General features: G+C 40.9%; 19 protein-coding genes, 1 tRNA gene and 1 pseudogene. 13 read left to right on the forward strand and 8 right to left on the reverse strand.

Going from position 1 to position 21,482, the window contains the following annotated elements:
- The first annotated feature begins 42 nt into the window (after window positions 1-42).
- Entirely contained in the window at window positions 43-1,428 is a 1,386-nt protein-coding gene (psbC, locus tag NIES592_RS23740; protein ID WP_062250006.1) for a photosystem II reaction center protein CP43, read from the forward strand.
- A gap of 453 nt (window positions 1,429-1,881) precedes the next feature.
- Here the strand turns inward: psbC and psb29 are convergent, their stop codons facing one another.
- Window positions 1,882-2,589 carry a photosystem II biogenesis protein Psp29 gene (psb29, locus tag NIES592_RS23745; protein WP_009459543.1) on the reverse strand — a complete coding sequence of 236 codons (708 nt, stop codon included), beginning with the start codon at window positions 2,587-2,589 and terminating at the stop codon, window positions 1,882-1,884.
- Between the two features lie 208 nt (window positions 2,590-2,797).
- Here psb29 and NIES592_RS23750 point away from each other — a divergent pair, with 208 nt between their 5' ends.
- Entirely contained in the window at window positions 2,798-3,394 is a 597-nt protein-coding gene (locus NIES592_RS23750; RefSeq protein WP_073557105.1) for a chromophore lyase CpcT/CpeT, read from the forward strand.
- A 57-nt stretch (window positions 3,395-3,451) separates the two neighbouring features.
- Here the strand turns inward: NIES592_RS23750 and NIES592_RS23755 are convergent, their stop codons facing one another.
- Both NIES592_RS23755 and hemF read right to left on the reverse strand, forming a co-directional pair.
- Window positions 3,452-3,820, reverse strand: coding sequence for an STAS domain-containing protein (locus tag NIES592_RS23755; protein WP_062250865.1), 369 nt, complete (start codon window positions 3,818-3,820; stop codon window positions 3,452-3,454).
- A gap of 165 nt (window positions 3,821-3,985) precedes the next feature.
- On the reverse strand, window positions 3,986-5,032 hold the full coding sequence (gene hemF, locus NIES592_RS23760) for an oxygen-dependent coproporphyrinogen oxidase (protein ID WP_009459538.1): 1,047 nt from the start codon (window positions 5,030-5,032) through the stop codon (window positions 3,986-3,988).
- Between the two features lie 330 nt (window positions 5,033-5,362).
- Here hemF and ilvA point away from each other — a divergent pair, with 330 nt between their 5' ends.
- Complete coding sequence (gene ilvA / locus NIES592_RS23765) at window positions 5,363-6,874, forward strand: threonine ammonia-lyase, biosynthetic (RefSeq protein ID WP_062250008.1); 1,512 nt, start codon at window positions 5,363-5,365, stop codon at window positions 6,872-6,874.
- 65 nt (window positions 6,875-6,939) lie between these two features.
- Here the strand turns inward: ilvA and hisB are convergent, their stop codons facing one another.
- Complete coding sequence (gene hisB / locus NIES592_RS23770; protein WP_073557099.1) at window positions 6,940-7,581, reverse strand: imidazoleglycerol-phosphate dehydratase HisB; 642 nt, start codon at window positions 7,579-7,581, stop codon at window positions 6,940-6,942.
- 83 nt (window positions 7,582-7,664) lie between these two features.
- The gene (gene fabI, locus NIES592_RS23775) at window positions 7,665-8,441 is read right to left on the reverse strand and encodes an enoyl-ACP reductase FabI (RefSeq protein WP_073557100.1); all 777 of its coding nucleotides are present in this window, start codon (window positions 8,439-8,441) and stop codon (window positions 7,665-7,667) included.
- Window positions 8,442-9,034: 593 nt separating this feature from the next.
- On the opposite strand from fabI, the gene ntcA reads away from it, so the two are divergent.
- The 3 genes from ntcA to NIES592_RS23790 all read left to right on the forward strand — a co-directional run bounded on the left by ntcA (window position 9,035) and on the right by NIES592_RS23790 (window position 11,943).
- Window positions 9,035-9,706 (forward strand): global nitrogen regulator NtcA, encoded by a 672-nt coding sequence (ntcA, locus tag NIES592_RS23780; protein ID WP_009459526.1) that lies wholly within the window; start codon window positions 9,035-9,037, stop codon window positions 9,704-9,706.
- Window positions 9,707-9,927: 221 nt separating this feature from the next.
- Entirely contained in the window at window positions 9,928-11,421 is a 1,494-nt protein-coding gene (locus tag NIES592_RS23785; protein ID WP_073557101.1) for a DUF3084 domain-containing protein, read from the forward strand.
- Window positions 11,422-11,499: 78 nt separating this feature from the next.
- Complete coding sequence (locus tag NIES592_RS23790; protein ID WP_009459522.1) at window positions 11,500-11,943, forward strand: pre-16S rRNA-processing nuclease YqgF; 444 nt, start codon at window positions 11,500-11,502, stop codon at window positions 11,941-11,943.
- A gap of 43 nt (window positions 11,944-11,986) precedes the next feature.
- On the opposite strand, the gene NIES592_RS23795 is transcribed toward NIES592_RS23790, so the two are convergent.
- Window positions 11,987-12,250, reverse strand: coding sequence for a DUF3146 family protein (locus NIES592_RS23795; RefSeq protein WP_009459520.1), 264 nt, complete (start codon window positions 12,248-12,250; stop codon window positions 11,987-11,989).
- Window positions 12,251-12,490: 240 nt separating this feature from the next.
- Here NIES592_RS23795 and NIES592_RS23800 point away from each other — a divergent pair.
- The 3 genes from NIES592_RS23800 (at window position 12,491) to NIES592_RS23810 (ending at window position 15,104) form a co-directional block, all read left to right on the forward strand.
- A tRNA-Gly gene (locus NIES592_RS23800) sits at window positions 12,491-12,562 on the forward strand.
- A 157-nt stretch (window positions 12,563-12,719) separates the two neighbouring features.
- The gene (locus tag NIES592_RS25530; RefSeq protein WP_178379624.1) at window positions 12,720-12,893 is read left to right on the forward strand and encodes a hypothetical protein; all 174 of its coding nucleotides are present in this window, start codon (window positions 12,720-12,722) and stop codon (window positions 12,891-12,893) included.
- 1,071 nt (window positions 12,894-13,964) lie between these two features.
- Window positions 13,965-15,104 carry a helix-turn-helix domain-containing protein gene (locus NIES592_RS23810; protein ID WP_073557106.1) on the forward strand — a complete coding sequence of 380 codons (1,140 nt, stop codon included), beginning with the start codon at window positions 13,965-13,967 and terminating at the stop codon, window positions 15,102-15,104.
- A gap of 73 nt (window positions 15,105-15,177) precedes the next feature.
- Here NIES592_RS23810 and NIES592_RS26390 read toward each other — a convergent pair.
- Window positions 15,178-15,264, reverse strand: a pseudogene (locus NIES592_RS26390) (DUF7219 family protein); the annotation flags it as partial.
- Window positions 15,265-15,696: 432 nt separating this feature from the next.
- On the opposite strand from NIES592_RS26390, the gene NIES592_RS23815 reads away from it, so the two are divergent.
- The 3 genes from NIES592_RS23815 to NIES592_RS23825 all read left to right on the forward strand — a co-directional run bounded on the left by NIES592_RS23815 (window position 15,697) and on the right by NIES592_RS23825 (window position 17,423).
- Window positions 15,697-16,776 (forward strand): M4 family metallopeptidase, encoded by a 1,080-nt coding sequence (locus NIES592_RS23815; RefSeq protein WP_073557102.1) that lies wholly within the window; start codon window positions 15,697-15,699, stop codon window positions 16,774-16,776.
- Between the two features lie 61 nt (window positions 16,777-16,837).
- Window positions 16,838-17,023, forward strand: coding sequence for a hypothetical protein (locus tag NIES592_RS23820; RefSeq protein ID WP_062244030.1), 186 nt, complete (start codon window positions 16,838-16,840; stop codon window positions 17,021-17,023).
- Between the two features lie 100 nt (window positions 17,024-17,123).
- The gene (locus NIES592_RS23825; protein ID WP_062250019.1) at window positions 17,124-17,423 is read left to right on the forward strand and encodes a protealysin inhibitor emfourin; all 300 of its coding nucleotides are present in this window, start codon (window positions 17,124-17,126) and stop codon (window positions 17,421-17,423) included.
- A 61-nt stretch (window positions 17,424-17,484) separates the two neighbouring features.
- Here NIES592_RS23825 and NIES592_RS23830 read toward each other — a convergent pair whose 3' ends face one another.
- Window positions 17,485-18,414, reverse strand: a complete 930-nt coding sequence (locus tag NIES592_RS23830; protein ID WP_073557103.1) for a cobalamin-binding protein — start codon at window positions 18,412-18,414, stop codon at window positions 17,485-17,487.
- Window positions 18,415-18,967: 553 nt separating this feature from the next.
- Between NIES592_RS23830 and NIES592_RS23835 the strand changes: the two genes are divergently transcribed.
- Window positions 18,968-21,334, forward strand: a complete 2,367-nt coding sequence (locus tag NIES592_RS23835) for a GAF domain-containing hybrid sensor histidine kinase/response regulator (protein WP_073557104.1) — start codon at window positions 18,968-18,970, stop codon at window positions 21,332-21,334.
- Window positions 21,335-21,482 lie beyond the last annotated feature (148 nt).

Here is a 21,482-nt window from a genome sequence, read left to right on the forward strand (position 1 = left end):
AGCCACACGAGAAATTTGTATTTCCTGAGGAGGTATTACCTCGTGGTAACGCTCTCTAGACCTGGCGTTTTGGGAGCCGGACGTGACCAAGATTCCACCGGATTTGCTTGGTGGGCTGGTAACGCCCGTCTCATTAACCTCTCCGGTAAACTACTGGGCGCGCACGTTGCCCACGCCGGTTTGATCGTCTTCTGGGCTGGTGCGATGACCTTATTTGAGGTCGCTCACTTTGTTCCCGAAAAGCCCTTGTACGAACAGGGCTTAATCCTACTACCCCACTTGGCAACTTTGGGATGGGGAGTTGGTGCTGGTGGTGAAGTTGTAGATACCTATCCCTACTTTGTCATCGGTGTACTACACCTAATCTCCTCTGCTGTCCTGGGTTTTGGTGGAATATACCACGCAATCCGTGGTCCGGAAGTCTTAGAAGAGTACTCCTCTTTCTTTGGCTACGACTGGAAAGACAAGAACAAGATGACCAACATCATCGGCTTCCACCTGATCATTTTGGGACTTGGTGCCTTTTTGTTGGTGCTGAAGGCAATGTTCTTCGGTGGTGTCTATGATACTTGGGCACCTGGTGGTGGTGATGTACGTGTGATTACCAACCCCACATTAAATCCAGCTGTCATATTTGGTTATCTGCTTAAGTCTCCCTTTGGTGGTGACGGCTGGATTGTTGGTGTTGACAACATGGAAGACATCATTGGCGGTCACATCTGGGTTGGTTTAATCTGTATTTTTGGTGGTATTTTCCACATTCTCACCAAGCCTTTTGGTTGGGCACGTCGTGCTTTTATCTGGTCTGGTGAGGCTTATCTATCCTACAGCTTGGGCGCTTTGTCCTTGATGGGCTTTATTGCTTCTTGCTTTGTTTGGTTCAACAACACCGCTTATCCTAGTGAGTTCTACGGCCCAACCAACGCTGAAGCTTCTCAAGCTCAATCTTTCATTTTCTTGGTTCGTGACCAGAAACTCGGTGCTAACGTTGCATCCGCTCAAGGTCCTACCGGTCTTGGTAAATACCTGATGCGCTCTCCTTCCGGTGAAATCATCTTTGGTGGTGAAACCATGCGCTTCTGGGATTTCCGTGGTCCTTGGTTAGAACCTCTGCGTGGACCGAATGGTTTGGATCTCGACAAAATCAAGAACGACGTACAGCCTTGGCAAATTCGTCGTGCGTCTGAGTACATGACCCATGCTCCCAACGGTTCCATTAACTCCGTAGGTGGGGTTATTACCGAGCCTAATTCCTTCAACTACGTCAACCCCCGTGCTTGGTTGGCAACTTCTCACTTCGTATTAGCTTTCTTCTTCCTAGTAGGTCACTTGTGGCACGCTGGTCGCGCTCGTGCTGCTGCTGGTGGTTTCGAGAAAGGTATTGACCGTGAAACTGAACCAGTATTGTTCATGAAAGACCTTGACTAGATTTTAAAGTTTCATCACTGACAATCAATAGCTAACAGGCTCCTGTGTCAAAGCAGGAGCTTTTTCATTCATTATCTCCACTAATAAATATTAAAATACACACCCATAATCTATCTATGTCCGTCTGTGTGCATCGGTGTCCATCTGTGTTCGATTTCTAACACATTATTTTAGTCAAATCCATCACTCACATTATCAGTACTTACGCAACTGGCAGATTGTGATCGCTAAAAAATAGTACTCCAGTACTAAAAATGAAACTATTCCGGGTTACTATTTCTACCAACAGAACGGATCGTGTCGCTACTTAATTCAGCAACTAAAACGCCGAAGTATTCTTATATGCTTGGTTTGATTGAAATTGTTCCGTGGCAGGGCGCAGCCCTGCCCGCTATCTGTGTCAGTTGCGTAAGTCCTATTATTAACCAACCACTAACCACTAACCAACTATATTTATTCGCTGGCAGTTGGGGGAGTAACTGTAGTACTAGATTGTTGACTACGTTGTTCACGTTTTTTGCGATCCGCTGAGAGCATATCTGCCATCACTACCAATGCTTGGGCCATTTTATCTAGATTGGAACGATAAAGTTCCAAATCTTTATTGAGTTTGTCATCAGAAATATGCAAGCCAGCAGCAATGGATTTGAGTGCCTCGGTGCGTTGTTTTTCGTCTTTAACTAGTTCTGGATCTGACAGTTCTAACAAAGAGAATAAACCAATCGCAAACAAACGGCTGTATTTAAATTTAGGATTACTGGCGATCGCTTGCAGATGGGATTGTAAGTCAGTATCTCGATTTAACTGAGTTTGTAGGCTTAAAGCAGCAATTAAATCTTGAGGTGGCAGACTTTTGGCTAGTTCTTGCAAGCGTTGAGCATCCTGTCGATAGATTTGCGGATCTGCTTCTATTGCCCGCAGTAGGGCGTTGAATATCGATTCCTTATCCGATTCTGGCTGATAGCCTTGCATGAATCGGTCAAAGGAAGTAACGACGCCCAAGGCAAAAATTGGGTTATAGCTGAAATCAACATTTACTGCGAGCAGGTGCATTTCTACCATTAATTCCTCTACCACTCGCCGATAAATAGTGTTAATCGGTCGGGTATGGAGAGTGTGGAAAGTGCGCTTTGTGTCTGATACAGTACGAACGTTATTCACAAAAAATTTTAAGATTTTAGGGCGACGTATGTTTATTTTCTCGCTTCCAGGTCAGTTTGCCAAGTTTAGGTTTTGAAGGGATCGGAGATTGGGGATCGGGGATTGGGCATTGGATACTACTTCGGTTAAGCTAAAATCCGTCTTGAAAAGCTTTGATCGCCAGTTTGTGGCGATCAAACTTTTCGCAAAATCCAAAATCCAAAATTTTATGACCCTTGCACCAGAGTTAATAGCCCTAGCTCAATACTTAGCAGGTGAATTTGACAATAGAGAGCAAGCCTTGGCAGAACCTGCTTGGTACGTCCACTTACGTTTATGGCAAATACCTGTACCTCTATTTTCAGAAGACAGTCTGACCCTATTTGCCGAACAAGCCAATATTGTGAAATTAGACCAACCTTATCGACAAAGAATCATGCGGCTCACGTCAGGAAACAACCAAGATGCACCTCTGAAAGTACAATACTATATGCCTAAAGACCCATCAGCTTTACGTGGTGCTGGTCGTAACCCTTCATTACTTCAAACCCTAACACCTGACCAACTAGATTTACTACCTGATTGTGTTCTGAACGTCACTCAGAAAATACTGACTCCTAACAACTATAAGTTTACTGCTACCCCACCTGCAAACAATCGTTGTTGCTTTAGTTATGCGGGCAATACCGTACAAGTTTCCCTCGGATTTGAGGTTTCTCAACAAGAATTGAAAACTTACGACAAAGGAATTGACCCCGTTACTGGCAGTGCAAGTTGGGGAGCGATTATGGGGCCTTATCGCTACACCAAGCGAGAACAGTACTAAATTATTAATTTGAAGTGTCTCTATTTTGGACTCTTCCTGTTCGTGTTTGACTTGGAATTAGCTGGCGATGCTACGAGGTACACCTTCCAAAGCTTCCTGCTCGGTTTCAAATATTTCAAACACCGTATCCATCATCGTCACTTCAAAAACTAGTTTGGCTTCTGGGTGAACATTACAAATACGAAAACTACCCTTAACTTTGTCGGCATCGCGCATTCCTGCCACTAAGGAAGTTAAACCAGAACTGTCGATAAAATTAACTTGACCAAGATTTACAACTACATGACGGCTAAGTTTAGAAATACACTCCTGCAATTTCAAACGAAATTGCCATGCTGTAGTGATATCTAGGCGACCTGTAGGTGTTAAGACGATCACATTATTGCCGTCTTGGGTTGTGTAGGTTTTTTGATCTATATCTATCACTTTGCCTCCCCTTGGCATTTCCAAAATCTACTAGTTAGTAGTTAGTAGTTAGTAGGGGTGTAATCTACCTTGAAACCATTGGTTAATTATTTTACAGGCGATTAACCACTGTCCACTATCTAATATCCACTAACTACTTACCTCTAGTAGTTTAACTCACACTCTTTACGTGTGGCTTGGTGTCCAGTTTATCCAATCTTGAGGTTTGAGGAAGGTTTCGTACAACTCAGCCTCGGGCGTATTTGGTTCAGGTGTGTAGCCGTATTCCCACCTTACCAAGGGTGGTAGGGACATCAAAATTGATTCCGTGCGTCCGTTAGTTTGTAAGCCAAAGATGGTACCTCGGTCATAAACCAAATTAAATTCAACATACCGTCCTCGACGATAGAGCTGAAAATTGCGTTGGCGATCGCCATATTCCATCGTGTGTCGGCGTTGGACAATGGGTAAGTAGGCTGGTAAAAAGGCTCTACCACAACTTTGCACAAAAGCAAATAAATCTTCCCAACTCCGGGATGCTACTGTTCCTACTTGGTTGCTGTACTTAGCTGCCTCACCATCTGCATGGGGACCACGATACAAAGTACCTTGACCATCTTGATAATCAAAAAACAGACCACCAACTCCCCGGGTCTCACCGCGATGTTTTAAATAAAAATATTCATCACACCAGCGTTTGAATACTGGATAATACTCGGAGTGATGGGCATCACAAGCTTCCTTGAAAGTTTTATGAAAATGAATGGCATCCTCAGCAAAGGGGTAATAGGGGGTGAGGTCAGCACCGCCACCAAACCACCATACTGGGCCAGCTTCAAAATAGCGGTAATTAAGATGCACAGTAGGTACGTAAGGATTACGGGGATGCAACACCATTGAAGTGCCAGTGGCATAAAAACCATGTCCTGCTGCTTCTGGACGTTGAGTCAGAATTGATGGTGGCAAATGGCTACCCCAAACTTCAGAAAAATTTACACCACCTTGTTCAAAGATCGCGCCATCACGCATCACACGCGATCTACCGCCACCTCCTTCTGGTCTTTCCCAGGAATCTTCTTGAAATTTGGCCACACCATCCAATTTTTCCAAACCTTGTGTAATTTCGTCTTGTAGTTGTTTCATAAACTGACTGACCCTATCTTTAGCATCAGTCGGAGGTAAACAAGTAGATGATTCTATTGGTAAAGTTGGGCTTTGGGAGTTTGTCACCATAAGTTCAACGACCTAAATTAACAGTTTGCAAAAAGCACAATTTTTAACTAAAAATGCATGGTAGCTAAAAATCCGCCTAAAAATGCCCACCTTGCTTTTTTCCTGAGAATCAGGCATTTTGGCAGTGGGTCGGTATGACTAGAGTTATTGTCCCTTAAATGCGTATGAGGTTGTATATTGATTGATTTTTTGTAACTGCCAAAGTGGAACCCTTCCTAGCTAGGCTGTTACTATTGAAGCTCAAAATTTAGTAAAGCAAAAATGGCAACATCAGGTACTCAACTGCCGTAAAATGAACTCTATCCGGCATCTATCAACCTGTTAACGTCCATGCTCTGTGACTATTTGGTACAAATTCTGACTGCCCGCGTTTATGATGTTGCGCAAGAAACACCATTAGAATACGCTCCAAATTTGTCTGCACGGCTGAATAACAAGCTGCTGCTGAAACGCGAAGATATGCAGTCAGTATTTTCCTTTAAGTTACGTGGCGCTTATAACAAGATGGCAAATCTGCCACCAGATCTACTTGCTCAGGGTGTGATTGCTGCATCTGCGGGAAACCATGCTCAAGGGGTTGCTCTTGGTGCGCGGAAATTGGGAACAAGAGCTATTATCGTCATGCCTGTAACTACACCCCAGGTGAAGGTAGATGCAGTGAGGGCGCGTGGTGGTGAGGTAGTACTATATGGGGATACATACGATGATGCCTATGCTTACGCTCGTCAACTAGAGGCAGAAAAAGGCTTAACTTTTATTCACCCCTTTGATGATCCCGATGTCATTGCTGGACAGGGAACCATCGGGATGGAGATTTTACGGCAATATCAGCAACCGATTCATGCAATTTTTGTGGCGATTGGTGGGGGTGGATTGATTTCTGGGATTGCAGCTTATGTGAAACGGTTGCGTCCAGAGATCAAAATTATTGGTGTTGAGCCAGTAGATGCAGATGCTATGTATCAATCTTTGCGAGCAGGCAAACGAGTACGTTTGTCTCAAGTCGGCTTATTTGCTGACGGTGTAGCAGTGCGGGAAGTCGGAGAAGAAACTTTTCGGCTGTGTCAGCAGTATGTGGATGACATTATTTTAGTTGATACAGATGACACTTGTGCAGCAATCAAAGATGTATTTGAAGATACACGGTCTATTGTGGAACCTGCGGGGGCATTGTCGATCGCAGGTGCGAAAGCTTATGTAGAACGGGAACAAATCCAGGGACAAACATTAATTGCTGTTGCCTGCGGCGCGAATATGAACTTTGATCGCCTCCGCTTTGTGGCAGAACGGGCAGAACTGGGTGAACGCCGTGAAGCCATCTTTGCAGTGACAATTCCAGAAGAGGCGGGTAGTCTGCGTAAGTTTTGCCAATGTATGGGCAGACGCAACTTAACTGAATTTAACTATCGGATTGCCGATCAACAAGAAGCTCATATTTTTGTAGGTGTCCAAATCGAAAATCGTGGCGATCGCGCAAAACTAGTTGCAACCTTTGAAAGCTGCGGGTTCAAAACTATCGACTTAACCGATGACGAACTAACAAAATTACACCTACGCCATATGGTAGGCGGACACTCTCTCCTCGCTCAGAATGAATTGCTTTATCGTTTTGAGTTTCCTGAACGCCCTGGTGCATTAATGAAGTTTGTGGATTCTATGAGTCCCAACTGGAATATTAGTATGTTCCACTACCGCAATAATGGGGCAGACTACGGCAGGATACTGGTAGGGATACAGGTTCCTCCCCATGAGATGGAAGAGTGGCAGGCTTTTTTGGATACTCTCGGCTATCGTTACTGGGATGAAAATAAGAATCCAGCCTACAAGCTGTTTTTGGGATAGGAAACCCATGTCTTTGTAGGAAAAAATAAAAGCTCTTGATTTTTTAACCTTCTGCCTTTTGCCTCCTATAACACCCCTTTAGAACTGGGGATCAACCCAGCACGACGGGGATCAATCTCTATTGCCATCCGCATCGCCCTCGCAAATGCCTTAAATGTGGCTTCTATAATGTGATGAGAATTAATGCCATCCAACTGGCGAATGTGCAGCGTCATCTGACTATTACCTGCCAAGGCTACAAAAAATTCTCGTACTAGCTGGGTGTCATAAGTTCCAACTCGCTGGGTAGGAATTTGCAAACCGTAGCTGAGATGGGGACGACCCGAAAAATCCAGTGCTACCTGAATTAAGGCTTCATCAAGAGGTGCAAGAAAGTTACCAAAGCGGACAATGCCTTTTTTGTCACTTAATGCTTTGCTAATAGCTTGTCCTAAGGTAATGCCTACATCTTCGTTGGTATGATGGTCATCAATATGCAAGTCTCCCGTAGCTTGGATGTCCAAGTCAATGAGTCCATGGGAGGCAATTTGATGCAGCATATGATCTAAAAATGGAATGCCTGTAGCTGCATTACAAACTCCTGTACCATCTAAATTAATCGTAACGTGGACATCCGTTTCCCCCGTAGTGCGGCGTACAGAAGCAATACGGGGAGTTTGTGTGAGGTTGGTAGGTGAAGATAGAGTTTGGCGATCGCTTATTTGCATAGTCTTTGGTTAATGGTTAATGGTTAATGGTTAGTGGTTAGTGATCTACTACTCACTACTAACCACTAACTACTAACAGATTCTTACATTCCCATAATTTCATATCCTGCATCAACATACAGGACTTGTCCTGTAATTCCACTTGCCAAGTCGCTACACAAGAACGCTGCTGCATTACCTACCTCGATCTGTGTGACGGTGCGTCGCAAGGGAGCTACTTGCTCGACATGATGAATCATATCTAAAATACCGCCAACGGCACTAGAAGCTAAAGTACGGATTGGCCCGGCGGAGATGGCATTGACGCGGATATTGGCCGAACCTAGTTCTGCTGCTAAATAACGCACACTGGCTTCTAATCCTGCCTTGGCAACTCCCATCACATTATAGTTGGGAACTGCTCTGACGGCTCCTAAATAAGAGAGAGTAACTATGCTTCCGCCTGCGTTCATTAAAGGCTTGGCTGCACCAGCTAGTTGCACCAAAGAATAGGTGCTGACATCTAAAGCTGTACGAAAGCCCTCACGGGAGGTTTGGCTAAAGTCTCCACTCAAATCATCTTTATTGGCAAAGGCCAGACAATGAATCAAAATGTCTAAGCTACCCCACTTCTCGCGAATTGTCTCAAAAGTAGACTTAACTTCCTCGTCATTTTGGACATTACAAGGTAAAAACAGAGTAGGATTGAGTGGTCCTACCAATTCTGCGACTTTCTTTTCAATTTTGCCTTTTTCGTCGCTGAGATAGGTAATGCCAAGGTTAGCTCCAGCTTTGTGCAGTTGTTGAGCAATACCCCAAGCAATAGAACGGTTATTAGCAATGCCTGTGACAAGGGCATTTTTTCCAGTCAGATCCAGCATAGAAATTATTGATGTGATGTTTCATTAGGAGCATACATGAATCTGAGCTTGGTTTGTCTTCGTTTTATAATTTTGATTTTTGATTCCACTTGCGGGTGAATGTAAGAGAACAGACTCAATCTTGTCCCAACTAAAATCGGATACAAACTGCTTGTTTTAAACATGGATGATCAAAAGGATTTTTCAACAGAGTAAAGGTTTTAGAAAAAGATATTTTTATCTACAGAGTAACTAAATTTATTTGTGGTTTCCCTTGCACCCCTATTATCTTAAATTTTCACATCCGTATTTCCGACATCTATAGTGCCAAAATTGCTTTTTACCATCAATTTACCATTTTATGTTTTCATAAATTCTCTATGAATCTTACTTTTTTCTTAAAAAACTTATTGTTTACAATTTTGGAAGTACCTAACAAAAAGTACTAGATTCCTGCACTATAAATTTTGTATCATGTTAAACAAACGTCAATTAGACAAAAGGTTAAGTATAGGAAAGTACAGAAAGGTTGACAATGTTTTATTGAATTTTCGAGTGTATTCTTAGGAAATCCATATTCGTTTTTCCGGCATTGGGTAGGGGAAGGGAGATAGATGATCGTGACACAAGATAAAGCCCTAGCAAATGTTTTTCGTCAGATGGCGACTGGAGCGTTTCCGCCAGTGGTGGAATCGTTCGAGCGCAACAAGACGATCTTTTTCCCCGGCGATCCTGCTGAAAGAGTTTATTTTCTCTTAAAAGGTGCAGTTAAACTCTCCAGGGTGTACGAAGCAGGAGAAGAGATAACTGTAGCGCTTCTGCGGGAAAACAGTGTATTTGGGGTTTTGTCCCTACTAACGGGAAACAAGTCTGATCGTTTTTATCATGCAGTTGCTTTTACGCCTGTGGAATTGCTGTCAGCGCCTATCGAACAGGTGGAGCAAGCACTCAAGGAAAATCCAGAATTATCGATGTTAATGCTGCGGGGTTTGTCGTCGCGCATTCTTCAAACAGAGATGATGATTGAAACACTCGCTCACCGTGACATGGGTTCAAGATTAATAAGTTTCTTATTAATTCTCTGTCGAGATTTTGGTCTTCCTTGTGCAGATGGAATCACAATTGACCTCAAGCTATCTCATCAGGCGATCGCTGAAGCAATTGGTTCGACTCGCGTGACTGTCACTAGGCTACTAGGCGATTTGCGCGAAAAGAAGATGATTTCCATACACAAGAAAAAAATTACTGTCCACAAACCTGTGACATTAAGTCGGCAATTCACTTAATTGCACTTGGGGATCAGAGTAAATAAATATAGACACTCTTGTAAAAATAGGTAATGGGTAATAGGTAATGGGTAATGGGTAATGGATAAATACTTGTTAATTCCTTTTCCTCTTTGCCTTTACCCCTTCACCCAGTAATTTACTAACCTGCAATTCGCCACAGAAAATGCCTGAAAGTAGTAGGCTGTATCTGGAAGGATTTCTTCGGTAAATAGAAACAGATGGCCACCGGGTACATCCTCATTATTGCAATCTTAGTTTTGGGAGGCGTTATTGCTACCGTCGGCGATCGCATTGGCACGCGGGTTGGCAAAAAACGGCTCTCACTTTTCAACCTCAGACCCAAAAACACAGCGGTATTAGTAACAATCTTGACAGGGTTGGGCATTTCCGCATCAACCCTGGGCATTTTATTTTTGGCTGATGAAGGCTTGCGTAAGGGAGTTTTTGAATTAGAAGATATTCAAAAAGACCTTAGGCGTAAACGCGTACAACTAGAAAATACGACCCAGCAACTTGATACAACCAAGGCTGAACTACAGGAAGCCAGAAAAGAACAAGCTAAAGCTCAGCAGGATCTGCAAGAAATTAACAAATCTTTACAAGCAGCCAATGCTAAGCAACAGCAAACGCAAGCCCAGCTTAACCGTACAATTAATCAACAAGCAAGAACTCAAGCCCAACTCCAAGGAACTCAAAAACAATTGAGTCAAGTGGCAAATCAATATGAAAAAGCCATAGCCCAGCTACAAAACGTTTATCAGGAAAGGAACAGACAGCTAGAGGAAATTAAACGACTCAAAGCAGAACGCCAAAAACTTTATGAGCAAGCAAAACAAGCGGTTGCTGAAGCGCAAGCTGCTATAGACAAACGCGATCGCGAACTAGCTAAGCGTCAGGAAGTGATTCAACAGCGTGATCAGACAATTGCCAAATTAGATGCAGTCATTCAAAAGCGTAATCTTGAAATTACAGCCAGAGAGAAAATTATTGCTCAACGAGAAACTCGTCTCAAAGAACTAGAAACACAACAGACCTATCTGGAACAGGAAGTCGCACGTCTAGAGAAATACTATCAGTCTTATCGTGACCTACGTCTAGGAAAACTTGCTTTAGTCCGGGGTCAAGTTCTAGCAGCTGGGGTTGTGCGTATAGAAGAACCTGCTGCTGCTCGTCAAGCAGTCATGCAACTATTAAAAGAAGCAAATAAAAATGCCAGTATGGAATTAAGTGAACCTGGCACTACTACCCTCCCAAATTTGCAGATACTACGTGTCACAGAAGAACAAGTTGAACAGTTAAGTAATCAGATTAAAGATGGTCGAGATTACGTGGTGCGGATTTTCTCTGCGGGTAACTACGTCAGAGGAGAAAAACCAATCGAATTTTTTGCTGATGCATCACTAAATGAAATTGTGTTCTCTGGAGGTGAGGTACTAGCTACAACTACAGCTGATCCCAAAAACATGACATCCTACCAACTACGACAGCGCCTAGAACTGTTGATTTCTGCTTCTCAATTTCGCGCACGGAATGCCGGAATTTTAGAAGACATTCAAATAGATGGTACTTTTCTGCGCTTTATTGCTCAGTTGCGACAATATGACCAAGCAATAGATATTAAAGCAGTTGCGGCACAAGACACATATACCGCTGGGCCGTTGAAAGTGAAATTGTTAGCAATTAAAAATGGACAAGTGATTTTTAGTACTTAATTTTGTTAGTAGTTAGTAGTTAGTAGCCAATAACCAATAACCACTAACCACTAACCATTATCTAAAATCGTATTTAATATGAATTTAAATGAATTTACACCAACTCAACCAGTGATCTTAGGGTTCGACCCGGGTAAAGATAAATGTGGCTTAGCAGTGATGGGACTGGATCGAAAGCTACACTATCATCAGGTTGTACCTTCGACTGAAGCGATCGCTACCATTGAAACACTGCGACAAAAATTTCCCATCTCTCTAATGGTTATGGGTGATCAAACTACGGCTAAAGGTTGGAAACAGCAACTACAGCAACAATTGTCAGATCCGTTAAACATCATGTTGGTCGACGAACGCTACACCAGTTTAGAAGCACGCGATCGCTATTGGCAAATGTTCCCACCCAAAGGAATCACCAAACTTTTACCACAAGGAATGCGAACACCTCCAAGACCAATAGATGACATTGTTGCTATTCTCCTCATCGAAAGATATCTTAGTCGCTTGACAGAATCAGGAAAATGAATGATGAATCATAAAATTTTTTACTATTCATAATTCATAATTTTTATAATTCTGCCCGAATAGTAAAAGCATAGTCTCCTCCTGGTTCTAGTTGATAATCTTTTTGCTCTAAAAAACGACCAAGAGGCTCTTTAATTAAAGCACGACCCTGTGATGGTTTAACAGACAATTCTCCTCGGCGAAAATGCCATTGAAACTGCCATTCAAAATCCCCCGCTCTTACTTCTCCTTCTAGTAAGCCCTGTTGCCAAGATTGACGGGTAATCCTAACATGGGCAGTTGTTTGTGGTAAACGCTTAGCACTCACGTTGCTTGATGTCAAGTAACAATAACAGATGATCAGTTATAGCTTTACATTTACACACAATACATCAAATATACCTATGGAAGTAAATCAAATACTTTAGTATCCTAGCTTCATGACTTTTGCGGTTGGGTCAAAGTTAACACAGAAGGAGGAAGAGAATTGCACAAGCCAGCAAAAAATTTTCCTTTACCTCTTGACAATCACCTCTTCATCTGACATATTTGTAAATATGCAAAGTTTGCGGGTATAGCTCAGTGGTAGAGCGTCACCTTGCCAAGGTGAATGTCGCGCGTTCGAATCGCGTTACCCGCTTAAGGCAAGAGGTTCTATAAATGTAACTCATAACGGGGGTACGAGAGTTTTATTCTTTTGTACCCTTACACCCATTTTTAAGCCAGTATCATACAATGTTAGAAATCAAGTGCAATACTCTACCATTGGGAACTTGTAGTATCTCTACGGATGCAGATTGGAAATTTTCATTGCTTCAGTCTTAGACAGGCGATCGCAACTACTTTTCTTTTGTAAAGCTGCACTTGATACGCTTGCAGCGCATGAGACAGGCAAAGCAGTACTATTAGAAATCGTCTTCGCTTGCAGCCCTTTAGGTGTAGCTCCCAATAATTTACAAACAGCTTGTTAAACTTGAGCTAAAAAAATATATATTGCTAGTTTTGTATCTTATTTGATTCTTATTTTCTTCTTATTTTTTTATTATTTTTAATTAATAAGATTTTAAAAATCTAAAAAGTAAATATGCTTGACCTCATGTCATCGTGTCCGCTTAAACATTTATATTATGCGTCAGATTCAGTAGTTTTAAACAAACTTCCCTACCAAGTTACCAGCGATAAAACACGATATCCTACTTATTTCAATTTGGGATAATAAGGCAAAATTAAACTTTTAAGAATGAGGGGTTTCACCCCTCATTAATTAACCAATAGTATCATCGATATAAAGGCTTTGAGTTAGATATGATAACAAGTCAGTCAAAGCCTTATTAGGTCTCTTTTTGAAAGCCTAAATTCTATATTGCTCAGATAAATTAGTATGCTTGAGATTTAAGTATTAAAGGTATTTTGTATCAAATATAAACTGATAGCCAATTGATACAATTTTACCAATCTCTCGCTTATTGCTTTTTTTGTTATTCGTAATTACTTATGCTGATTTTAGACAAATAATTATTGATACAAACAAATATTTACTACGGATAATAATCGCAATTTAGCAAAAATTAAATATAAATTGTTCACTGTGTTTTCACAAATATGGCATAATATTGTGTTGGAGCAACAAGGTCGTGATATTTAGAAAGAGAGTACTCTCAAACTTATCTAACTTAGAAAATCTTTTTAGGAAGCGAGTGAATAATGAGGAGTGCTAACCTCAGCAATTTTTTGTTTTGCAATATTTTTGAAGTATGTTGCAATGTTTTTGTAGGAAAGTTAATGAATCGCGATCGCAGTCGTAAACTGTTTTGTTTATGCCACATTGATTTTGAAATAGTGTATGTCATCTGCCAAGATAATTTGAAGCATTACTTAGACTTAGTTGCTGTCATTAAAATGCAACACGATGGCTTGTCCCATCTGTCTAAGCATAGCTTGCCTTTTTCAAATCAATATTTTTGTCCCATTTCTGCAAACAAGTGGTAGAAATTAACGTGGATAAGATAAAAATAGACAAATTTGCACAGTCAACACAGGAAATGGACAAGCGTATAGCTAGACTTTACGAAAATGTCGTCAAAAAGCCTGTGATGTCACATGAAATGCCGGAAGCTTTGACCGAACTCAGCTGGGCTTCACAATCAGTACATTTTGCAATTGAGGAACTTTATCATCAGCATGAGCAATTAGAAGAAACCAAAAAAACTTTACAAGCAGAGTGTAAACGTTATGAGGAATTATTTGAGGAAGCACCAGACGGCTATTTAGTGACTGATGCCCAAGGTAAAATTCAACTAGCTAACCGTAAAGCTACCAAATTGCTTAATTTAAAAAAAGAATCTTTGGTGGGTAAACCGATCATTAATTTTGTTGCCTTAAAACAGAAACATGAGTTTCGTAATTTCCTCACCCAAGTAAGTCAAAACGGTAGAAGCCAAGAGTTAATTATAGCCTTGCAACAACACGGCAATGAACTCTTTAACGCAGCATTAACAGTGGCAATTTCCTATAACAATCAGGGGAAAGCTCAAACTATGCGCTGGCTGCTACGCAGCATTAATGAAAGCAAACGAGCAGAATTAGTAAAAATTACAAAAGACCGTGACTTTGATGGCGATCGCCCCATACATAAGTATTCCAAAGGAGATACTATTCCTCTCAACACACAAATAATTTGGTATGTTCGTCAAGGCTTAGTAAAACTGACTACTCTTGGTGAAACCAGTGAAGAAGTACTAGTAGGGTTAGCAGTCCCAGGAATGGTTTTCGGTTCTTATCTGACTTCCCTGCATACTTACCAAGCCACGGCTATATGCGATGTGAGGTTAGTAGCCATAGATGTTTCAGAAATACTAGCTTCCCCAGCCTTAAGCCATGCCTTTTTACCAAAGATAAATCAACGGCTACAGCAAACAGAATCTTTTTTAGTTATTTCTGGATTGCGACGAGTACAAGACCGCTTATATGGTCTATTGCAGCTTCTAAAACGTGAAATTGGTGAAAAAGTAGCTCAGGGAACTCGCCTATCGGTTCGCCTAACGCATGAAGATTTAGCTAACGCCTGTTGTACTACCCGAGTCACGGTTACACGATTGCTATCTCAATTAAAAAAACAAGGAAAAATTTGTTTTGATCATAAAAAACACATAATTGTCAGAGATCTACCCCACATAGGTTAGTTAATCCATAAAGATTGAATGACAATGAGGCAAAAAATGAGGCGTTTTGCCTCATTGTTATTTGGTCAACAGATCAGGCGAGACTACCAATTTTTAGTTCTTTTTTACTAAGTTTCAACCTTTTCCATAGCAACTTAATTTGGCTGTAGGCTTCTTCAGGAGCAAGTTTTCCACAAAGCCAGCCATTTCAAGCAGAGAATACAGTCTGAAGCATCATATATTTTTATACTTTACATCCTTAAAGCAATTCAAAAAAAGAAAAAGTCAAGGAGTTATAGCCCCTTGACCAAACTTAATCAAGTTTTACAACACACAACCACACACAACTAGTGAGGTCTACAACTATGTTAAATAAATCATAGGCTTTAGTCCAAAAAGATATGCCTTAAGTTGCCACTCTTTTAGGACAAGCGATCGCAACGAACAGTGAAACATGCTTGTTTGATAGATTTGTAGTTAAAAAACGTAAAAAATTACACAATAGCTAGATACAGGGACTATCATATAAACCCGTTGGGTACACGATTGCACACTAGAGTTAAAACTGTATATTTGCCATCACTCTATTTAATACAGAAGGAGAATAAGTAGGATGGCTCGAAAGAATAAAAGACCATTAGGATTTGGGTATGAGCATCAACAACATTCAAGATGCCCTATTTGTTGTGTTATACCACCTCACATGCTCGAAAATATTGTAGTTAATGGTAATGAACAACAACGTAGTTGGGCGTTTCACACCTTAAATATTTCGTCACAATTTCGGGGACGGCGAAATGTGGTAGGTGCAGTCAATTTTGCAGTTTCTCCTGGTGAAAAGCGTCGGACAATTTTTGATGCCAAAAGTACCGAACAACTCCCTGGTACGTTGGCTCGTGGTGAAGGCGACCCTCTTAGCAACGATATTGTAGTTGACGAAGCTTACGATGGAGCTGGGGCTACCTACGATTTATATTATGAGGTATTTGAGCGTAATTCTATTGATGATAAAGGTCTGCGCTTAGACTCAACCGTGCATTATGGAGTCAAGTATGATAACGCCTTTTGGAATGGCGATCAAATGGTTTATGGTGATGGGGATGGTGAAATATTTCAACGATTCACCAAGTGCATAGATGTTATTGGTCATGAGCTAACACATGGCGTAACCCAATACGAAGCAGGTTTGCAATATTATGGTGAATCTGGAGCTATCAATGAGTCATTTTCTGATGTATTTGGTTCATTGGTAAAACAATGGGTCAAAAAACAGACTGCTCAAGAAGCTGACTGGATCATCGGAGAAGGTATTTTTACAGACAAGGTTAATGGTGTGGGTATTCGTTCCATGAAAGCACCAGGAACAGCATATGATGACCCTGTTTTAGGTAAAGATCCCCAGCCCGCACATATGAATGATAAATACACTGGTTTTGAAGATAACGGCGGAGTACATATTAATTCGGGTATTCCTAACTATGCATTTTATTTAGCAGCAACAGAGATTGGCGGTTATGCTTGGGAAAAAGCGGGAAAAATTTGGTATATGGCTTTACGCGATCGTTTGCGTACTAGAACTAACTTTAAACGTGCTGCCAATATTATCATTCAAGTTGCTGGTGAACTCTACGGTCAAGGAAGTCAGGAACAAAATGCAGTGCAGAATGCTTGGCAAAAGGTAGGAGTTATTTAAAATTATAAATTATTAATTATGAATGAAAATTTTCATAATTCACGCCTGATGTGAATTGAATATGGAGACGCAATATTCCTTGCGCCTGGTAAAAAACGTTTTTCTAGAAATCGACCACCGATACACACCGATAAACACAGATAACACAGATGGATCTTTCATGGGTGGTTGGGTGGTCATTGGTTTGTTGAGTATTTCCCATGATCTATTAGCGCCTTTGTTAATTCACATTAGACGTAATTCATAATTTTTATTTTGCCTTAGTCTTTTGTTGTTAAACTGGGAGATAAAGCTTTATCTTCCCAGTATTTTTGTTTATAGCAAAAGCTATTACTACGGAGAGGAAAATGCGGATATCGCTTCAGCGTACGGGTGGTTTTGCCGGAATCAGCAAGAAAGCGATCATTGACACGGCTAACCTGTCTCCAGAAGAAACTCAGCAACTATATCAACTATTAGAAGCCGCAAATTTCTACAGCTTACCTCCAAAAATTAATGCTCCTGCTAACCAACCTGACCGCTTTCAATACACTTTAACTGTGGAAGAAAACAATCAACAACATACCCTTATAGTTGGTGAAGCAGCACTATCAGAAACCTTAAAACGTTTAATTGAATGGGTTAATAATACAGCAAGCAAAAAATAAGAAATCATATCAAATTCGGCTAATTACTTATAATATGGTTGTTTTTTTTGTTAATTGGTTTTCAAAAAATATCCCAGCTTTTTGCTTTGTAGCCATATTGAAAAATTTCTGGATGTAAAATTTCTGCTAAAATTTCTAATGAATCTACCAGTCTTGGCCCTGGGCGGTTAAAGTAAGCATTACCATCAGTTATGTAGATTCTACCTGTTTGATTGGCATGTAAGTTCTGCCACTCTGGACGTTTACTTAACAACTCCGCATCTAGACGAGTACGATTTAAATCAAAGCCACAGGGCATAAAAATAATTATGTCTGGATTACTCGCAATCAAACTTTCCCACTTTAACTGCGTCGAAGCCTGACCTGTAGTACTAAATAACGGTTCTCCTCCTGCTAAGGTAACTAATTCAGGAATCCAATTAGCAGCAACCATTAAAGGATCAGTCCATTCAATACAGGCTACTCTAGGCAACTTTTCTGTTTGGGAAAGTCCTTGCGTTTTTTGGGCAACTATTTTGACACGAGCTTCTAAATTTTCTAGCGCCTTGACCGAATCTACTTGAAAAATGTTGCCTAATCGCTCAATATCAGCCCAAACATCGTTAAGAAAATTAGGTTGTAAGGAGATAATTTGCGGCGAAGCGTGGGTAAGTTTAGCTACAGCTTTTTCTACCTCTGATAAACTAACAGCACAAACATCACATTGGTCTTGGGTAACAATATGAGTGGGTTGTAGTCGCTCTAGAACATCTGTTTTAATTTCGTAAATACTGAGGGCAGATTGTATTAATTTATTAACTTCGTTATGAATTTCACCGCTAGAGACGTTGGTATCAAGCCTGGGTTGAGTACAAACAGGACGACTTTGTATTTCTGGAGGATAGTCACACTCATGCGATCGCCCAACAATAGCATCAGTTAATCCCAGTATGGCTAGAATCTCAGTACCACTGGGAATTAGGGAGATAATTTTTAAGTTGCCATCGCTCATCGCTTCATCCCTACAACAATTGCAGATACTCTCATTGTCCCAAACTCACAAAGGCTTCGTATCTGCCTGTGGGTGGGACACAGGGAGGAAGGTGGGGAGTGTGGGGACAAGGAAAACAAGGAAGACAAGGGAAGGGAGAAATTACCTATTTCCTATTCCCTGTTCAGAGTTAAGAGTTCCCTCTTACCAATGACAAACAACTAACCACTAACAACCACCAACCAACAACCAACTACTAACCACTGTACAGAGGTGCCATGGCACCTCTGTACAACAAACAACAACCAAAAATCAACAACCAAATTTAGTAAACCTGTATTTATTTGTGAACTATGCTCATAATTTACGAAGAAACTAGAGGCGAAATCTACTAATTCAAAGCTTGCCAACTGTGGTAAATACTGACTAGAAATTATGGAACGAATGATTAAACAGGCTTTGAAAATAACAGAACTATAATTACCACAGTTAAGAAAAAATTATTCTTTCTGGTTCTGAAAAACCACAGGAAGTAATTGTAGTTAAAAAAAACGGCTTTTCGTTTTTAGTCACAATGCAAGAGAACCTCACTCCTGATCAGGGACAAAAAATGCAGTTACTATCACTTGGAGATATTACAGAACACAAGCGAGTGGAGGAAGCACTGCAAAAAAGAGAAAATTGTTTGCGAAAACAAAGTAAAACACTAGTGCAACTAGCAAAAAGCAAGACTTTACAGCAAGGAGATCTCAGCGCAGCATTAAGAGAAATTACAGAAGCCGCTGCCCAAACAGTAGAAGCAGATCGAGTCAGCGTCTGGTTATACAATAGTGATCACTCAAAAGTTGAATGTGTTGATTTATATGACACAATAACAAAACGTCATAGCTGTGGAATGTCACTTTTAAAAGCAAATTTCCCTGCATACTTCCAAGCTTTGGAGGAACAACGCAGCATAGCAGCCCATGATGCTTGCAATGATGATAGAACCCAAGAATTATCAGAGCCGTATTTATCTGCATTTGGGATAGCCTCTCTGCTAAATGCACCGATTTGGTTAGGGGGTCGTTTAGTGGGGGTGGTGTGTCACGAACATATTGGTCGGATTCGCCAGTGGACATTAGAAGAAGAAAACTTTGCTGGTTCGATAGCAGATTTTGTGACTTTAGCAATAGAAGCTAGCGAACGTAAAGCAGCACAGGAAGCGCTACAACAGAGTGAGGCAGAATTTCGAGCAATTTTTGAGCGTTCTTCAGTTGGAATTGGATTGGTAGATATGAAAGCGCGGATTGTAGATGTAAATCCGGCATTGTGCCAGATACTAGGCTACAGCCGAGAAGATTTATCTGGCAAGCGTTTTACAGATTATATTTTCAAGCAAGAGGGAGATTTAGAACTTTACAAACAACTGATTTCGGGAACTTGCGATCGCCTAGAGATGGAAAGGCGCTTTTTACACAAAGATGGTAAATTTGTTTGGGCTTTGCTGAGTATTTCTTTGATTTCCAGCCAAAATGGTGACCCTCAGTATTTCCTCGCCATGATCGAGGACTTTACTAAACGCAAGCAAACAGAATTAGAACTCTGTGAAAGTAAAGAAGCAGCAGAAGCTGGTAGTCGCGCCAAAAGTGAATTTTTAGCAACCATGAGTCACGAACTACGGACACCTCTCAATGCAATTATGGGTTTGTCTCAGCTGCTGCAACAAGAAATGGTGGGGTCTCTCAATGACAAGCAAAAAGAGTATATCAATTGTATTTATAGTAGTGGCGAGCATCTATTGGCACTCATCAACGATATCCTCGATTTGTCAAAAGTAGAAGCAGGTAAAGAGGAACTATTCTTATCTAAATTGTTAGTAAAAGAATTGTGTGATTATGTGATATCAACAGTACGCGATCGCGCCGAAGAAAAGAAATTACAACTGATCGCCGAGATTGACGAACAAGCAGACTTTTGTATTGGTGATGAACGGCGAGTTAAGCAAATGCTACTCAATCTGCTTACCAATGCGATTAAGTTTACTCCAGCAGGTAAGGTGTGCTTAGAAGTTAAAAAAGTACCGCAAGGCATTACATTTACAGTATCAGATACAGGCATTGGTATTGATCCAAGTCAGTTTAAATTCTTGTTTGAACCGTTTAAACAACTTGATAGTCGGCTCAATCGTCAGTATGAAGGCACGGGTTTGGGTTTGGCTTTAACACGCAAGTTAGCACATTTGCACGGTGGTGATATCACAGTAGAATCTGTGCTAGGAAAAGGCAGTAAATTTCAATTGTTTTTGCCAAATCAACCCCCTGTAGAGGGAGACGCAAGACACTTCTGTGAAGAGATGTTCAGCCTTGATGAGGAGCAATCTACTCAACAGCAAATTATAGTAAAAAAACGTAGTTTTAATATTAATAAAGTATCTAATAATACCAATAATTCTTCATTTGATGGAAAGTCATGGCAACCAAGGGGCGACAAGGATGACTCTTCATCAACTTGTTCAGGACGTACACAATTAACTTCTCGTCAGCCTGCCACTTCTGTAACAAAAAATATTCTTTTGGTGCAAGATGAAGAAAAAACTGCTGCCCTACTGCGAGATTATCTTCAGGCAATTGGCTACCATGTTGAGCAAATCAGCACTAGCAATGATTTTTGGGAGCGATTGCAAAACCAACAACCTGATTTAGTTCTGTTGGATTTAGAATTAGCAGGAGACACAAACGGCTGGGATTTGTTGAGTAAAGTGCGACAAAACCCAGATTTACAAGATTTACTTGTGGTAACTATTGCATCAAATACAATGGTAGCAAACAGCGATCATCCAGTCCACACTACACCAGACGGACTACGCGATCGCGCAGTCCAAATTGGTGCTAATGCATGTCTGTGCAAGCCAATAGGTATTGTTCAAATTGAATCAATACTGATGCAATATTTTGGTTAGTGGTCAGTAGTTAGTAGTTAGTGGTTAGTAGTTAGTGGTTAGTAGTTAGTGGTTAGTAGTTAGTGGTTAGTAGTTAGTGGTTAGTAGTTAGTGGTTAGTAGTTAGTGGTTAGTAGTTAGTGGTTAGTAGTTAGTGGTTAGTAGTTAGT

Origin of the sequence: Fischerella major NIES-592 (assembly GCF_001904645.1) — a bacterium.
GTDB classification, from domain to species: domain Bacteria; phylum Cyanobacteriota; class Cyanobacteriia; order Cyanobacteriales; family Nostocaceae; genus Fischerella; species Fischerella thermalis.